This window comes from Aeromonas sp. FDAARGOS 1406, assembly GCF_019048565.1.
Lineage (GTDB): Bacteria > Pseudomonadota > Gammaproteobacteria > Enterobacterales > Aeromonadaceae > Aeromonas > Aeromonas caviae.
On the sequence record NZ_CP077378.1, the window covers coordinates 3,948,011 to 3,964,287 of the forward strand.

Consider the following 16,277-nt stretch of genomic DNA (forward strand, 5'->3'; position numbering starts at 1 on the left):
GACAGTGCTCTGGCGGCATTATTCCTATGTAGAGATAGAACCGCCTCGAGAGCCTGTACAACGCCGTATACCCTGGCCCCCTGAGAGATTGATAGGGGAGCCCCAATCCTCAGCTTACGCGCAATAGTGTGGCGGCTAATGCCTGCTAAGCGGCATATCGAACCCACGTCTGTCTTCACTGTTCCTGCCAACTGATGAATCATGGACGGTGCGACTCCGGCCACGATCCATAGATGTGCCCCCAACGGGTCACTCGGTATGCCAAGAGAGTCAAATATTGTCTTAGTAGAGGCCGTAGCCTTACCTGGATGATAACTCGCATAGGACATGATGAAATCTCCCCTGAACCTACGATACCAGATTACCCTATCCTATCTGTTCCATGTAGCGATGGCGATGGGTCTGAGGACTTTGTTGGATGAGACACTGGAGACAGAGGTTGAAGCCCCCATTCGGGCAATACCAACTTTTTCGTGAATCTCTGGGCATAATTCTATCTGATGTCTTTATGAGGCCCTTTTTATGATGTATTGACTATGTTTAACCATCATACTAGCTAGCGCCGTATACAGAGGATGAAGTCATGAGTAAAGAACCGTCCGCACATGAACTAAAACAGACGTGGGGGCTACCTGCTCACGCAAAAATGCTGGGGTGGCTACTGCATGACCCCTACAAGGACGAGTTTCTGGTTAAGTACACATCAAACTCTGATATGACGGGTATGTGGTGGGGGTTGAGCCCTGAAACAGCAAAAGCCTTCAAAACGCTAAAGAAGGCAACTGCCGTCCTCGAATCATTGGATCTTGCAGGGCGAGCTGTTGCTGCCCCAGCTTTTGATATTGGAAAGCAGATCATCGTTCTGACGGATGATATTGGTGTTGAAAATCCGCTGAGAAAAGTGACTCGTTTAATGCAAGAAGCTGAGCGTGATGATGCTAATAACTAAATAGCTGTTCCGAATAGTAGATCACCGGAGGAAGGGAACTCAGTCCAGTTTGTGCGATCTGATTAGTCGCTAAACAAAACAAGCCACACCCAAAGGACTGAGTTGATGCCTATCCTACCACCTCTGCCACGACCACAACGGCGCCGCATTCACAAAATCATCCATGCCACCCGTGATAAAGGACATGCTCGTCGCTTGATGGCCATCTTGCTGTTACATGAAGGACGCACGATCACCGATGTTCATCACCTTACCGGCGCTGCGCGCTCGACCATCGGTCGTTGGCTTCGGTGGTATCGAGATGAAGGCATAGATGCGCTAGAAGCCTTACCGGCTGGCCGTGCCCCAGTCTTACCTATCGCCAAGATTGTCACCCTACTGGTGCTGCTCATGCAGTTTTCTCCGCAAGATTTTGGTTATCAGCGCAGCCGTTGGTGTACTGAACTATTGGCTATAAAAATCAATCGGTTAACAGGGCTCAATGTGGCAGCCTCCACGCTCCGCCGATGGTTACCTCGTATGGGCATTGTCTGGCGCAGGCCCGTGCCGACCTTGCGGATAAAAGACCCAGCCTATCAGGAAAAAATGGCGAATATCGACGCCGCGCTGGCCCGCTGTGATGCCGATAATCCGGTGTTTTATGAGGATGAAGTCGATATAGACCTCAATCCCAAATTAGGAGCCGACTGGATGTTCAGAGCGCAGCAAAAGCGGGTTGTCACACCGGGGCAGAATGCCAAGCATTATCTGGCAGGCGTTCTCCACGCAGGCAACGGAAGGGTACTTTACGTCAGCGGGATCAAGAAAAACTCATCGCTGTTTATTGCCATGCTGGAAAAGCTGCGCCACCACTACCGACGAGCCAAAACCATCACGTTGATCCTCGATAACTACATCATTCACAAAAGCAAACAGACCGAGCGATGGTTGAAGAAGAATCCCAAGTTCTGCCTGGTGTTCCAGCCAGTTTACAGCCCTTGGGTTAATCACATAGAACGGCTATGGCACAAGTTACATGAAACCATCACGCGCAATCATCAATGCAGAGGGATGGCAAACCTGCTGGCCCGAGTGAAACACTTCATGGATACCGTGTCTCCTTTCCCGGGGAATGGCTATGGCACAGCGAAGGTGTAGCGCGAATTCAACTTCGAAGTGCGACACTCGCCTATGCCGCCTGACGGTACTCTTCGAATACCTTGACAGGCTGCCTGAATCCGAGACATTTCCGAGGTCGTAGGTTGAGCCACTGCTCCGCTCTCCTGACATCCTCGTCCGTGACCTCTCTCAGGTCTGTTCCCTTTGGGATAAACTGCCTCAACAGCCCATTGCTGTTCTCGTTCAGACCGCGCTCCCACGAAGAGTAAGGGTGCGCAAAGTAAGTCTCGGCACCCAGCGCTTCCTCTATCGCCTTGTGTTCGGCAAACTCGCCGCCGTTGTCAAAGGTGATGGTATGCACCTGCTCGATGTAGGGCGTTAACATCTCGATTATCGCATCCCGCACCACCCCAGCCTGTTTGCTCGCGACCCGCTTGACCAGATAGAGCCGGCTCTTGCGCTCCACCAGGGTGACCAGTGCACCTGTGCCTTGCTTGCCCAGCACCGTGTCCGCCTCCCAATCACCGAGCCGCTCCCGGCTATCGACGATAGCCGGCCGTTCATCAATAGAGCGGGCTTCCTTGATGGGAGAACGCAGGCTGCTCGCCCCCTTGCGGTAGCGCTTGTGGCCCTGGCGCAGATGGCGGTACAACTGGCCACCCCGGGCTTTGTCGGCGGCCACATGGCGGTATATCCACTCGTGACTCACCATGAGGCCTATCTGCTTGCCCACCGCGCTTATCTGCTCCGGGCTCCACCACCAGGCGAGTGTCAGCTCGACAAACTGGATGACATCGGCAGATAGCCGAGATTTGGCCGCACTGGCCCGTCGGTGGGTGGCGTGCTGATGCGCATTGTCTGGCTGGTAGCCCTGCGGCCCGGCGTTACGACGCAGCTCCCGGTAGAGGGTGGAGCGATGAACGCCAATGGCGCGTGCGGTGGCAAGGATGGACATCCCCTGTGCGCGAAGCACCGATAACTGGTATCGTTGCCCCTCGGTCAACTGCTGATAGCTCATGGTGATACTGCTTTTACTTTGGCGAGCAGAAGGGTACCACCAATCAGCAGTTGGCCACCTCTCGCCATTCATCCATGAGTGTCGCACTTATTATCTGAATTCCCGTAGCACTATTGGGATCAGTTATTTAGACATCCGGTCGAGAGAAACATCGATGGCTATCAATTTTGATTATCGTTGTGGCATCTTAGAGGCAGCCGACACAAAAACTGGCCGAGAATGGTGTTGGTACAAGGGGGATCCCGAGGTTACCAGAACTGAAAATGGCGAGTTATTGAGTTCGCTAGGTGTTCCTATCGGATCTACTGTTGTCGAGGTGAAAGCTCTCATTCGCATGGATACCAAAAAGTAACCATAAACAGGTTGCACCATATATAGTCAGTCCGCGTATGATAACTCCTATTCTCATCAGATTAGGGGCACAGCATGCTCGTAAAAGAAATTTTGCCAACAGAACAAGTTGTCGATGTCCTCTGTGATGCCTGTGGTTGTAGTACAAAAACGAATTTTGGAACCAATCAGTATGGCTCGTTATCGGCGGATTTTGGCTATGGTTCCCGTCACGATGGTGAACGTTACCAGGTGCATCTGTGTGAGGGGTGTTTTTTTGGTGTACTCGCGACAGTGAGGGAGATGCATCGTGGAAATCATATGTTTGACGATGACTATGAGGCTGCAAATCCAGAAACATTTGGGCGTGGTGACTCTAATAGAGAAATCATATGAATAATATTCATCCATGCTCTAGTTTGTGTGGAGATAAATATTTCTTCCCATCGACTCGTTTCGTGAGCCAATGATATTATCCAATCGGCTCATTTCGTGAGCCGATCAAGATCCTTCATCGGCTCATCTGGTGAGGTGGTCTCTACGCTCACTACCACCTATATTAATTTTTTAACTACACAGTCTCGTAGAAGATTGGAGCCAGGCCACTAAGCAGATCCAAACGCAATTTAGCTCGTTATTTTTGAATGATACTATTTTAAAATCGTCTTGGTGCCAAAAAACAGTGGAGCTGATGCTGGGATTGAGAGATAATTTTCCTGATATAAAAATGTGATACATGAGGCTATCAATGAACGATTTTTTGAAAATTCTGCTGAATATACGTAGCCTTCGTGCTGCATTGCGCGAGCTCTCTTTTGAGCAGTTGGTCGAGGCTAAAGAAAAATTTGACGAAATCTATGCCGAACGTGAGCAGCAAGAGAGCAAAATCAGAGCTGAGTCAGCTGAGCGCCTGCAAAAAATGGCTGAGTTTACCGAGATGCTGAAAGCCGCTGGCATCGATCCGAGCGAGCTGGTTGGTACTGCAACCACTGCAAAAGCAGAGGGTACTGTGAAGAGCAAGCGCGCTCCTCGTCCTGCAAAATACAGATACACCGAGGATGGTTTGGAAAAGACCTGGACTGGTCAGGGCCGCATGCCAAGGGCCATCGCGGCAGCGGTTGAGGGTGGCAAGGCTCTGGAAGATTTCCTTATCTGAGGCTGAGAGCCCATGCCAGATCGGCGTGGGCCTTTAATTCTATTTCTAGTAGGAGCCCATATGGGGAGAACATTAGAGGATATCATCTCATCCGAATCACCCGAGGTTGTCCAGAAAGCCCAAGAGATCGTAGACGAGCAATTGGTTCGTCTGAGTGTGACTAAATTGCTTTCAAATCTCGGGGCAGGTGATGTTCCTGCAATAGATCCCAATGTTCTCGATAGTTTGTTATCACTCAAAAGATTAGTTGAGAGCCATGACTGTCGGTTAAATCTATTCGTTCATATGCCTGACGGCACTCATCATGGCGTCAATATTTAATTAAAGAGCTTCATTGGTTCGTTAATCGCAGATCTCATCTACCAAATGAAATTAACGCCCCATAGCGATGCTTTTTCAAACACCCTCGGTGTGTAAGCAGATCTGATAGCGTGTACTGCGTCCGCCACCAGGTAATTTCTCAATGCACCCCCTATCCACCAACTCCGCCAGATGCCGTGTAGCCGTGGGCTTACTGACTCCGGCGACTTTTTGATATTGACTGGCACTGATGCCATTTTCAAAACCCTGTTCGCCGCCATCCAGTAGGCGGTTAATCACTTTGGTTTGCTCTGGGCTCAGGCCGTCATGACAGTGCCGCTGCCAGAAAGATGCCTTGGCAAGGCTACGGGCGATACTTTGTAATGCCAGCTCTATGGAGAAATCCAGTGTGTCGAGAAACCAACAGATCCAGGAGGTAATATCCAGCGAGCCTTTCTGTGCTGACTCCAGTGCCCGATAGTAGTCTGCCCGCCGTCCAAGAATAGCAGCTGACATGGCATACAGCCGGATGCTGTGGCAGTCAGCCTGTGACAACGCGAAATCGGTCAGTGCCCGCGCTAACCGCCCATTGCCATCATCAACGGGATGAAGGGTCAAAAACCAGAGATGGCAAATCGCCGCACGAAGAAGCGGGTCCACCACAGGATCATTCTGAGTCTGATTAAACCACAGGATGAACGCAGCCAGTTGATCGTCCAGAGTTGCTCTGGGCGGTGCCTCAAAATACACGATGGGGCGATCAACACGCCCAGAGACAACCTGCATCGGCTCATCTCCTCGCAACTGTCCTACATTCACTGGCTGCACCGACCATTCGTTGGCAGGGAACAGCCAACGATGCCATTGGTAAAGCCTCTCAATCGTCAACTGTTGTTCATGGTTGTCGATGGCATCCAGCATCATGGCCGCGAGCCCCTCTGAGCGCTCTGATACTGGATAGGACTGAGTTTGTGGGCTCCCTAACCGCCTAGCCAGGGATGAACGCACGGATTGTGCATTGAGGCGTTCGCCTTCGATAGCGGACGAGGCGATGATGTTAGCCAATAACGTATCCAACGTTTGGTCGGAGTTCCCCAATCTGAAATGACTACCTATTAGCATTCCCAGCCTGCGTTGAGCATGCCGTAATCTGGGCAATATCTCGCTATCCTGCCAACGAAAATGGGGCCAATCAGCTTGTTGCCAAATCCAAAATGGTTCCATTATTTCCTCATCCAACGTGCTAGGCTCTCAATAATGAGCCGACCCAGCCCATCATTCGGCTCAATGTTTGAGCCGAATATAACACATACAGCAGACCAACAGAGCTGGTAGTGAGGATGGAGATACAGGCTGAAAATCTCAGACCAGAGCTAACGAAAAACTGGATTTATTGCTGCTGTGTGGCGCTACAGCAACCAGTGGATAGACAAGGCGGGAACTCATTTTCGTTTCGAATAGATCTTGTGAGCTTGCAGCTTACGCTGCATAAAGCCACGCACAAGCAGATGCCGTCTGGTCTGCTCATTCATATGCCTGATGGTACTCGCTATGCCATCACTGTGAATAATTATAGGGAAATTTAGTTTTATCTGGGTTAAGAGATAATTATTTGGCAAATATATCTATGGCAGCAAATCGCGAATGTCACACCCCATAACCCTGGCAAGACGATAAGCCTTTTCCAGGGTGACATTGACCTCACCACGCTCAATTCGTCCTACGTAGCTTCTATCAATTTCGGCCGCATATGCGAGTGCATCTTGCGATACGCCCAATTGAAGCCGTCTATCACGTACAGCATCACCAAATTTTTTTGCTAGCTCTTGCATGTCTCGCCTCTCGCTGGCGAGCACTATCTCTGGTTGTCTGGCTAACGACCACGGATTATAATCCGCAACCGAGTTTAGATTTCCACTAAATGTTTTCGTTCGAGACCTAGGATTACTTATGAGCTCCCAGACCGTGTGGTTACCAACCGCGCTCTACACCGCACTCATTCGATTGCAGATGGATGATTTCACTACAACGGAGTGCTTGAACGCAGTCTTTGGTGACTCAGAGTACAATCAGGCCCATAAGAGGCGATACGGCCTCGTTTATCGTAATCTGATGAAGCTGGTTGACGCGGGTTTCTTGGAACGGAGAAATGTTGATGATGTGCGATTGTATCCAAGTTACGTTAAAACCCCCCTGTTTGATGAGGTGAACTTTCAAGAAGAACCGAGTGACCTAGGGAAGGTGCGAATAAGTCATATGGCACGAGAGCATTTACTGGTAACCCATTGATATTAAATGACTAAAATTTTCATTTTTTGTTCGTGGGATACTTGTTCGCACTTTCCCTTGGTCTAGGGTATGCTGATTCATAAGCCATAGCTTGAATTTTTTCTGGGTCTACCAATTCCTTTATTGGTGATACTTTACTCTTCATTTATGAACTCTCTTGCTCTATTGATTTATGAGCATTTCGCAACATGATTTTTAAAGGTGTATTAGAGGTGGACACCATACTTATAACATCTGAGCATAGTTTCTTTAGGTGCTCATCCTCTCCTTCTCTAGCATAAACAATCGCTAACTTTAGATTTTTTTCTGAAACACAGAAATATACTGATTGTTCACGTTCATCATTACTAGGTTTTGCTGTCAGGCTATTGAACAATTCCCCGCCCATTTCAGGGTTAGAAAATGCACTTGCAAGCTGATTCTTGAATTTACTCTCGCTGAGGTGAACTGATTCGAAGGGGTGGTCGTTATTAGCTATAGCCATAAACAATAATATTCTTTGGAATGAACGGATCTTTACCCTGTAAATTAACTCTGTTAGATACTTTGGTATGTATCTATTTAAAGTTGTTTTAACAGTATTACCAAAATATGTCGCTGTACGTAGTGCATCACCATGTGACTGTAGGTAGATTAGTATTCCTTTAGATACTCTTACTTTTTTTAAGGTGGCATCATTAATTACATCTATATTGCTTTCACTTGTAACATGGTTTCGAATCTGCTTGAAGCCACGTTGAAAATCATCAGCTCTACACTTTGATATTCCTCTAATCGTCATGCATAGCCACAGGCTGTGATCAAGCGCAACATTACGCGCATTTTCAGTCATTTCCATAGCCATTTTAAGACAAATGGATGCGTCAATATCTTGAGCTTTAACTTTAGCTATAGGAGTTAAATCACCAATTGCTTTTTTAGTTCGTGCATGTCTAGCCCGTGGTTTTATAGTCCTTACTCTAACACTACCATCATCATCTACCTGCATAAACTCTAATCCATGATTAGTAGCAAATGCTTTCATGGTGTAGAGGGAGTAAGGGTTAATACCCAGCTCTTCTGTAATAATAATCTGCATAGCTGATGCTGTAAGGATAGTTAGACCTAGGTATTGCAAAGCATCTTCTTGAAGAATAACCTCGTTTGTTTCATTTCCTTTTGTGCCTTGGATTAACTTATGGTAGTTTTGAGAGAAATATGCAACAGAGTTTTCTAACCTTAGAGGGTTGTGTTGACTGAATGCGTTATTTTTAGCTCGTGCAGATTGAGTATTACTTTCAGTTTCTTTCCCATAGTTGCTTATAGCGATTAAACTTGGAGTATCACAAAATTTTTTGTATGACTCATAAACGATTTTTTTTGCGTATGATAAGAGAGCTTGAATATTATTTTTAATTTCTTTCTCTACCTGTTCTAGAAAAGATTTTGAATCAACGGCATGTTCCAATAAGTTTTCTTCATATATGTTGATTTTTGAAATTATCGGATTGTCATCTCTTATTTTTTCTGTATTAGTATCCCTGCGTAAGTTGTTTGGAAGATCAATGCTATTAGGTAATAAACCATGTTCAATTAGGACTAAAATGCAGTTTTTAACGTTTTGAAATTTCATGTACGCAGTGTTTCTTTGAAGGCGGTTAAGCAAATCTCCCCTAAAGGTCGCCAGTTCACCCTGTATTACGTTGGGTTGTTGATACCACTTGCTACTTATTGATGATATGTGTTTAAGAAATGCTCCAATAGGCTCTCTATGATGTTTTACGATCTTGAAGGAATTTACGTGTTCTTTGATTCGTTGTGCAATGTCAGGAGGGCAGGTTGAAGACAATATGTCATTGAATTCATCATTGCTACCTTGTATTTTTGTCGTTTTAATCAGGAAGGATGAGGGTAAGATTTTATTTTTGCATAAGGTATATTGAGCTTCATCCATTTTTTTTAAAATTGGAGTTATAGCGGTTAAAATATTCTCTTCAAAATAGTTATTGTCAACCAGATATTTAAATAAATTTGAATATGTGAACAGCAATTTATTAAAGACATGTAAGGACTTTGTGTAGGTCGTAGTATGCGAAATAATATAGCCAAGCGTTTCTACTAGTTCTGATAAATTTTTTTCATTTAAACTACTCTGTAAAGGATTTATGTATCTCGCTAGATTTATGGACAGCACTTGCTGATTTGCAAAACTGCATGAATGTATAAATGATGATATCAGTTCATATATGTCGCTATTAAGGTGGGGACGTATTGTTTCTAGGTGAGTAGGCAGCCCAGGATAAATTTTTTCATCCGTGCTAGATGGCAGTTTAATGTCAAAATTGAAACGTTCTAATTGATGGTCGGGTAGACTCTGCGATCTGTAATTTTGAAATGTACCCTCTGTTATTATTTTTCCTAGTGTTAACTCTAGTTCATTAAGAGGCTGCCCTGAAAACGCTTCATTTTCCTTCATGAAGCGAATGAATTTTTTCAATGTGCGAATATAATTATTAGCAACTATGAAGCTATGTTTATGGCTTGCAATAACGCAATACATTTCTATGAATTCATGAATGTTAATGGCGTTTTTTGAATTCAATGTATCTCCATAACCCGTAACGGATACCAACATGACCCGTAGTAGCCAATTGGCATGGTCATTTGACACTGTGCTGTTGAACGTTTTAAGCCATAGAATAATTTCATCGCTAAGATGCGTCCCCAAGTATGTGTAGATAGCCTCGATTCGCTTGCTCGACACGATGAATACTGCCCTAGATGAAAGTTTCACATAGAAAGCGTAGTCCGTTTTTGGCTCTGCAAGCCCGAAAATGCTGATTTTTTCTAAATGAAGTGAAAGGTGTGAGGTGACACTTGGACGTGATCCCGCAGATAGTGGCCGTGGTGGAGGCCCAGCGCCCCGCGGATGCTCGCGCGATCCTCTTCCCCACCCAGTGCCCGGTGTGCGGCTCGGCGGTGGAGCGGCTGGAGGGGGAGGCGGTGACCCGCTGCTCCGGCGGCCTGTTCTGCGAGGCCCAGCGCAAGGAGGCGATCAAGCATTTCGCCGCCCGCCGCGCCATGGACGTGGATGGTCTGGGTGACAAGATAGTGGAGCAGCTGGTGGACAAGGGGCTGGTGAAGACCCCGGCGGATCTGTTCAGCCTCAACGCCATCCAGTTGGCCGGCCTCGAGCGGATGGGGCAAAAATCCGCCCTCAATCTGGTGGCGGCCATCGATGCGGCCCGCAGCACCACCCTGCCGCGCTTCCTGTTTGCCCTGGGCATTCGCGAGGTGGGGGAGGCGACGGCGCTGAATCTGGCAAACCACTTCCTCACCCTGGAGGCCCTGCGCGCGGCGACCGTGGAGCAGTTGCTCGAGGTGGCCGACGTGGGGGACATAGTGGCCAAGCACGTCTACTACTTCCTGCGCCAGCCCCACAACATCGAGGTGCTCGACGCCCTGTTGGCCGCCGGTATCCACTGGCCGGCCATCGAGAAGAAAGAGGCAAGCGATCAACCTTTTGCCGGCAAGACCTTCGTGCTGACCGGCACCCTCACCGCTTTGTCCCGCAACGACGCCAAGGCGGCGCTGCAGGCCCTGGGGGCCAAGGTGGCGGGCTCGGTGTCGGCCAAGACCGACGTGCTGGTAGCGGGGGAGGCGGCAGGCTCCAAGCTCGCCAAGGCCCAGGAGTTGGGGATCACCATCTGGACCGAGGCCGAGTTGCAGGCGGCCATTCAGCCCTGAGAATGCACGTTTGAGCAGACAAACCCGGCCCACTGGCCGGGTTTGTCGTTGGTGGGCTCACTCGATGTAGCTCACCTTGTCCTGCCAGGCATCGGGAGCCGTCAGGTGCCAGCGTGCCAGTTCGCTCTTGCTGAACAGATATTCCCCGCGGGATGCGGCGCGGGGGGAGAGGGCGCCGGGCGCCGTGCCCGAGAGGATGGCATTGGCCAGTTCGGCGGCTCTCTCTCCCTGGCTGTGGCCGTCGAGCACCAGACCGCCGATGGCGGCTCCCCTGCCCACCGCAAAGGCCCAGAAGCAGAACAGTGGCACCGGACTGTTGGCGCTGGTCCATGCCAGTACCTGTTGCTCGCTTACATGCTGGCCCTGCGCGTCGGTGAGAGTGTGGTAGAGGCCGAGGAAGAGCGCCTGATAGCCGTTTTCCCGGCTGGCGAGCACTGCCTCCTGCCAGTGTCCATAGTCGGTGAACTGGCGGCTGCTGACCCGGGTCTGACCGATCGTCAGCTCGCCTCGCCCCTTGAACTCGTGGGCGACGGCGGTGCGGGACACCTCGCTTTCGTCAAACAGCACCAGGGCGCGCTCCAGTCCTCCCATCAACTGACTCATCTCGCTGATGCTGCGCTTGAGCAGGGGGCGTTCCAGTACGCCGGTGATCAGGGGGTGGCCGACCAGCCCCTTGGGGCGCGGATTCTCGTTCATCCCGAGAAACACCACGGGCGTTCCCCGGGCGGCGATGGGTCGGGCGAGGGCGTTGATGGCGTTGTCATCCCCCAGGATCACCAGCGCCGGCTGGTGGGTCCGGTAGGCGGCCATTCCCTTGGCGAGCAGTTCGTCACGGGTCTGGCCGGGCTGGCGCTTGGTGTCCAGATAGAGATAGCCGAGGTGATGCGCCTGCTTGAGGTGTTTCTCTAGGCCGGCACTGTAGCTTTGATCCCACTGGTTGCTCTGGTGATAGCTGCTGATCACCAGGATCTCGGCGGCCAGCAGCGGGAGGGAGAGGAGGGAGAGCAGGAGCAAGACCTTGGTCACGTGTGTTTTCCGCAAGGGACAGACTGTTCCCCAGTATGTGCTCTCCCGCTCTCTGGCGCCTCGGTCAATTGTTGTCGGAAGGCGTGCCCCTCTCTTTTTATCCCTTGCCGGGCGGGAGCCCGCATCCCGTCTGGGGTGAGCAGAAAGAGCGCCTTTTGGCGCTGGTCGTGAACTGCCCCACTCCTTCCAAAACCTGTTCTGGATCAAGAAACAGGGTACCGCTTTGGTGCCTAATAGACCCCACATATAGGGGCAAGCATAAAAAAAACACCCATATATAGTGTCATAAAGCTGTGCATAAGTGGTCGCCCTCTCAGTGTCAGCCCAGGTGTTTCAAGCCTTGGCTGACCTTGTTTGCGCCGGGGACGGGCGTGGAGAAGGGGACTCAACGAGGGTGAGCCGAGGGTGGCCACCAGGTCTTTCAATACGGGGAAAATCGATGAAACCGGTAGTGATCAAACGCGATGGATGTCGTGCACCATTCAATGGCCAACTGATCCGCGATGCGGTCAGCCGAGCGGCGGCAGCGGTCAATCAGGCCAGTCCGGCGCTGGCAGAGCGCATTGCCGCCGCTGTCAGCCAGGAGCTGGAGGGGCGAGGGGAGGTAGACATCCACGAGATCCAGAACCGGGTCGAGAACCACCTGATGGCCTCCGACGACAAGGCCATCGCCCGTGCCTACATCGAATACCGTCACGACCGTGATCAGGCTCGCGAGGCCCGGGGTCGCCTGGCCCAGGAGATCCGCGGCCTGGTGGAGCAGACCAACGCGGCCCTGCTCAACGAGAACGCCAACAAGGACTCCAAGGTGATCCCGACCCAGCGTGACCTGCTGGCGGGCATTGTCGCCAAGCATTACGCCATCAGTCACATGCTGCCCCGTGACGTGGTGCAGGCCCACGAGAGCGGCGACCTGCACTTCCACGATCTCGACTACTCACCCTTCTTTCCCATGTTCAACTGCATGCTGATCGATCTGCAGGGGATGCTGACCCACGGCTTCAAGATGGGCAACGCGGAGATAGACACTCCCAAATCCATCAGCACCGCCACTGCGGTGACCGCCCAGATCATCGCCCAGGTGGCGAGCCACATCTATGGCGGCACCACCATCAACCGCATCGACGAGGTGCTGGCACCCTATGTGGCCATCAGCTGGCACAAGCACCGGGAGGTGGCCGAGGAGTGGGGGATCCGGGACGTGGATGCCTATGCCATGGCCCGCACCGAGAAGGAGTGCCACGACGCCTTCCAGTCCCTCGAATACGAGGTCAATACCCTGCACACCGCCAACGGTCAGACGCCGTTCGTCACCTTCGGCTTTGGCCTGGGGGACAGTTGGGAATCGCGCCTCATCCAGCGCGCCATCCTTGGCAACCGCATCGCCGGCCTTGGCAAGAACAGGAAGACCGCCGTCTTCCCGAAACTGGTGTTCGCCATCAAGGATGGCCTGAACCACAAGCAGGGGGATCCCAACTACGACATCAAGCAGCTGGCGCTGGAGTGCGCCTCCAAGCGGATGTACCCGGACATCCTCAACCACGACCAGGTGGTCAAAGTGACCGGCTCCTTCAAGACCCCCATGGGGTGCCGCTCCTTCCTCGGTGCCTACGAGGAGAATGGCGAGCTGCTCCACGAGGGGCGCAACAACTTAGGGGTCGTGAGCCTCAACCTGCCGCGCATTGCCCTGAAATCCCGCGATGAAGCGGACTTCTGGGACAAGCTGGACGCCGCCCTGCGGGTGGCCAAGACAGCGCTCATGTACCGCATCAAGCGCCTGGACGGGGTCAAGGCCCGGGTCGCTCCCATCCTCTACATGGAGGGGGCCTGCGGGGTGCGCCTCAAGGCTGATGACAACATCAGCGAGATCTTCAAACATGGCCGCGCCTCCATTTCGCTGGGTTACATCGGGGTACACGAGACCATCAACGCCCTCTATGGCACCGACGTCCACCTGTTCGACAGCGAGACCCTGCGCCAGAAGGCCATCGCCATCATCGCGCGGCTCAAGGCGGCCACCGACGAGTGGAAGGAGGAGACCGGCTACGGCTTCAGCCTCTACTCCACCCCGAGCGAGAACCTCTGCACCCGTTTTTGCCGCATCGATGCCAAGGAGTTTGGCGTGGTGGCAGGGGTGACCGACAAGGGCTACTACACCAACAGCTTCCACCTGGACGTGGAGAAGCAGGTGAACCCCTACGACAAGCTGGACTTCGAGGCGCCCTATCCGCCCATCGCCAGCGGCGGCTTCATCTGCTACGGCGAGTACCCCAACATCCAGCACAACCTGGAGGCGCTGGAGAACGTCTGGGACTACAGCTATGACAAGGTGCCCTATTACGGGACCAACACCCCCATCGACGAGTGCTACGACTGCGGCTTCACCGGCGAGTTCGAGTGCACCTCCAAGGGCTTCACCTGCCCGCGCTGCGGCAACCATGACCCGGCCAAGGTGTCGGTGACCCGCCGGGTGTGCGGCTACCTCGGCAGCCCGGATGCGCGCCCCTTCAATGCGGGCAAGCAGGAAGAGGTCAAACGCCGCGTCAAGCATATGTAAGCGAGCAGACCCCACCCCTCCCCTTGGCAGGGGAGGGGGTAAAGAAGCTCCTCCCCCTTTCGAAGGGGGGAGGTTGGGAGGGGGTTGGCCGTTAACCCAGAGAACTCGAATGCACTACCACCAGTACTACCCGGTCGATGTGATCAACGGCCCCGGCACCCGCGCCACCCTGTTCGTGTCGGGTTGCGAGCACCAGTGCCCAGGTTGCTACAACCAGAGCACCTGGCGGCTCGATGGGGGCAAGCCGTTCGATGAGGCGATGAGCGATCGCATCATTCACGATCTCAACGACAGCCGCATCAAGCGGCGCGGACTGTCGCTCTCCGGCGGCGATCCGCTCCACCCCGCCAACGTGCCGCATGTGCTGGCGCTGGTGAAGCGGGTGCGAACCGAGTGCCCCGGCAAGGACATCTGGTGCTGGACCGGCTATCTGCTGGCCGATCTCAGCCCGGCCCAGCGGGAGCTGGTGGCCTTGCTGGACGTGCTGGTGGATGGCAGGTTCGAGAAGGCCCTGGCGGATCCCGGTCTGCTCTGGCGTGGCAGCAGCAACCAGATGGTTCACGACCTCAACGCCTGGCGGAAAGGAGGAGAGCGGATCCCCTGTCTGGTTTGCAGTTGAGGCCAGGGATGTTTATGGTTAGCCCATCCGAATCACGAGACATCTTTCATGAGGAACCATGAGATGAACAATCTGCTCAAGATCCTGCTGGCCATCTTTCTCCCCCCGGTCTGCGCCTTTATCCAGGTAGGCTTCAGCCTCCATTTCCTCATCAACATAGTGCTGACCCTGCTGGGCGGTCTGCCCGGCATGGTTCATGCCCTCTGGCTGGTGGTAAGCGACAAGCGCGCCTGAGCCGTGAGAGATCACAAGGCCAGCCCTCCGGGGTTGGCTTTTTTTTTGCCTGCCAGATGGGGGCTTCCCGGATGAGCCCCTTTGCCTGACACTGGCGCGTCGCTCATGGAGTCGAGCGATACAACGAAGAGGGAATGTCGAGTGCGAGTGAAAGGGTTGTTGCTGTGGGCCGCCCTGGCCCTGCTCGGGGGCTGTGCCAGCCCCACCGCCAAGCTGAATCAGCCTCCGGTGGATGTCACCTGGGAAACGCTGCCCGAATACTGGGTGCTGGTGGGGGATGCCATCAGTTTTAACCCGGTCGGGGGGCTGCCGGCGAAGAGGCCGGTCAAGGGGTATGTGACCCTTCGCTACCTCATCGATTCCAATGGCACGTTGTTCAGCCCAGAGGTACTGGAGTCCCAGCCGCCCGGCGTGCTGGATCTCATCGCCATCTCCGGGCTGGCGCAGCTGCGCTACCGGCCATCGGAGCAGAATCAGCAAGCCATTCCGGCTCGGGTTGTGGCCCGATTCGAAGTGGAAGTGAAATGACAAACACCCCGGCCAGGCCGGGGTGTTTCGTGTGGGCGGTGTGCCATGACGGCGCGGATCACTGCTCCTTGCAGTCGTTGTAGCGGCTCTGCCACTCCCCGGCGTCATCGCGCATCTCGACGAACCCCTCCTTGCCCTTGTTCCACCAGACCACCTCGTGATCGTCGGTATAGCGTGCGCCGGAGGCGGAAACCGCCTGAGGCAGGGTGTAATCCTTGCCATCGGGGAGGGAGAGCTTGACGAAGTTCAGGCTCTCGTCCGAGAGGGAGAAGTAGCGAACCTGCACTTTCTGGTTCTGTTCACACAGATAGGTGACGGGATCGCCGCCGGTCACTCCCAGCTTGCCGCTGCCCAGATCGCAGCCGCCGAGCAGGGTGATGGCGCCCGCCCCCAGTAGAAAGAGCTTGGCGTGTTTCATGTTTGATCCTCACAACGGTGTCATATGGC

14 protein-coding genes and 2 pseudogenes are annotated in these 16,277 nt (G+C 52.7%); 9 read left to right on the forward strand and 7 right to left on the reverse strand.

The window, feature by feature from the left end; genetic code table 11:
- Positions 1 to 583: 583 nt before the first annotated feature.
- Positions 584 to 949, forward strand: a complete 366-nt coding sequence (locus tag I6L36_RS18700) for a hypothetical protein (protein WP_049790239.1) — start codon at positions 584 to 586, stop codon at positions 947 to 949.
- A 105-nt stretch (positions 950 to 1,054) separates the two neighbouring features.
- On the forward strand, positions 1,055 to 2,086 hold the full coding sequence (locus I6L36_RS18705) for an IS630-like element ISAhy2 family transposase (RefSeq protein WP_001809438.1): 1,032 nt from the start codon (positions 1,055 to 1,057) through the stop codon (positions 2,084 to 2,086).
- Between the two features lie 31 nt (positions 2,087 to 2,117).
- On the opposite strand, the gene I6L36_RS18710 is transcribed toward I6L36_RS18705, so the two are convergent.
- Positions 2,118 to 3,065, reverse strand: coding sequence for an IS30-like element ISAs2 family transposase (locus I6L36_RS18710; RefSeq protein ID WP_019706001.1), 948 nt, complete (start codon positions 3,063 to 3,065; stop codon positions 2,118 to 2,120).
- A 426-nt stretch (positions 3,066 to 3,491) separates the two neighbouring features.
- On the opposite strand from I6L36_RS18710, the gene I6L36_RS18715 reads away from it, so the two are divergent.
- Both I6L36_RS18715 and I6L36_RS18720 read left to right on the forward strand, forming a co-directional pair.
- The gene (locus I6L36_RS18715) at positions 3,492 to 3,791 is read left to right on the forward strand and encodes a hypothetical protein (RefSeq protein ID WP_109112873.1); all 300 of its coding nucleotides are present in this window, start codon (positions 3,492 to 3,494) and stop codon (positions 3,789 to 3,791) included.
- A gap of 352 nt (positions 3,792 to 4,143) precedes the next feature.
- Positions 4,144 to 4,551, forward strand: coding sequence for an H-NS family nucleoid-associated regulatory protein (locus tag I6L36_RS18720; protein ID WP_109112874.1), 408 nt, complete (start codon positions 4,144 to 4,146; stop codon positions 4,549 to 4,551).
- A gap of 396 nt (positions 4,552 to 4,947) precedes the next feature.
- On the opposite strand, the gene I6L36_RS18725 is transcribed toward I6L36_RS18720, so the two are convergent.
- From I6L36_RS18725 to I6L36_RS18735, 4 genes and pseudogenes are all read right to left on the reverse strand, one after another.
- The gene (locus I6L36_RS18725; protein ID WP_254203476.1) at positions 4,948 to 5,775 is read right to left on the reverse strand and encodes a Fic family protein; all 828 of its coding nucleotides are present in this window, start codon (positions 5,773 to 5,775) and stop codon (positions 4,948 to 4,950) included.
- 114 nt (positions 5,776 to 5,889) lie between these two features.
- Positions 5,890 to 6,075, reverse strand: a pseudogene (locus I6L36_RS22050) (DUF4172 domain-containing protein); the annotation flags it as partial.
- 401 nt (positions 6,076 to 6,476) lie between these two features.
- The gene (locus I6L36_RS18730; RefSeq protein WP_005895552.1) at positions 6,477 to 6,683 is read right to left on the reverse strand and encodes a helix-turn-helix domain-containing protein; all 207 of its coding nucleotides are present in this window, start codon (positions 6,681 to 6,683) and stop codon (positions 6,477 to 6,479) included.
- A gap of 602 nt (positions 6,684 to 7,285) precedes the next feature.
- The gene (locus I6L36_RS18735; protein ID WP_162540649.1) at positions 7,286 to 9,721 is read right to left on the reverse strand and encodes a hypothetical protein; all 2,436 of its coding nucleotides are present in this window, start codon (positions 9,719 to 9,721) and stop codon (positions 7,286 to 7,288) included.
- 278 nt (positions 9,722 to 9,999) lie between these two features.
- Between I6L36_RS18735 and I6L36_RS18740 the strand changes: the two are divergent.
- Positions 10,000 to 10,866: pseudogene (locus tag I6L36_RS18740) on the forward strand (helix-hairpin-helix domain-containing protein); the annotation flags it as partial.
- 57 nt (positions 10,867 to 10,923) lie between these two features.
- On the opposite strand, the gene I6L36_RS18745 reads toward I6L36_RS18740, so the two are convergent.
- Positions 10,924 to 11,892, reverse strand: a complete 969-nt coding sequence (locus tag I6L36_RS18745; protein ID WP_202015905.1) for an ABC transporter substrate-binding protein — start codon at positions 11,890 to 11,892, stop codon at positions 10,924 to 10,926.
- Positions 11,893 to 12,331: 439 nt separating this feature from the next.
- Here I6L36_RS18745 and nrdD point away from each other — a divergent pair, with 439 nt between their 5' ends.
- The 4 genes from nrdD to I6L36_RS18765 all read left to right on the forward strand — a co-directional run bounded on the left by nrdD (position 12,332) and on the right by I6L36_RS18765 (position 15,830).
- A complete protein-coding gene (nrdD, locus tag I6L36_RS18750; RefSeq protein WP_216986781.1) occupies positions 12,332 to 14,449 on the forward strand; it encodes an anaerobic ribonucleoside-triphosphate reductase in 2,118 nt (705 codons plus the stop codon).
- A gap of 109 nt (positions 14,450 to 14,558) precedes the next feature.
- Positions 14,559 to 15,068 (forward strand): anaerobic ribonucleoside-triphosphate reductase-activating protein, encoded by a 510-nt coding sequence (gene nrdG, locus I6L36_RS18755; protein ID WP_048208156.1) that lies wholly within the window; start codon positions 14,559 to 14,561, stop codon positions 15,066 to 15,068.
- Between the two features lie 63 nt (positions 15,069 to 15,131).
- Positions 15,132 to 15,302 carry a YqaE/Pmp3 family membrane protein gene (locus I6L36_RS18760; RefSeq protein ID WP_010673454.1) on the forward strand — a complete coding sequence of 57 codons (171 nt, stop codon included), beginning with the start codon at positions 15,132 to 15,134 and terminating at the stop codon, positions 15,300 to 15,302.
- 147 nt (positions 15,303 to 15,449) lie between these two features.
- Entirely contained in the window at positions 15,450 to 15,830 is a 381-nt protein-coding gene (locus I6L36_RS18765; protein WP_223931061.1) for an energy transducer TonB, read from the forward strand.
- Positions 15,831 to 15,888: 58 nt separating this feature from the next.
- Here the strand turns inward: I6L36_RS18765 and I6L36_RS18770 are convergent, their stop codons facing one another.
- The gene (locus I6L36_RS18770) at positions 15,889 to 16,248 is read right to left on the reverse strand and encodes an MliC family protein (RefSeq protein ID WP_010673456.1); all 360 of its coding nucleotides are present in this window, start codon (positions 16,246 to 16,248) and stop codon (positions 15,889 to 15,891) included.
- Positions 16,249 to 16,277: the final 29 nt, after the last annotated feature.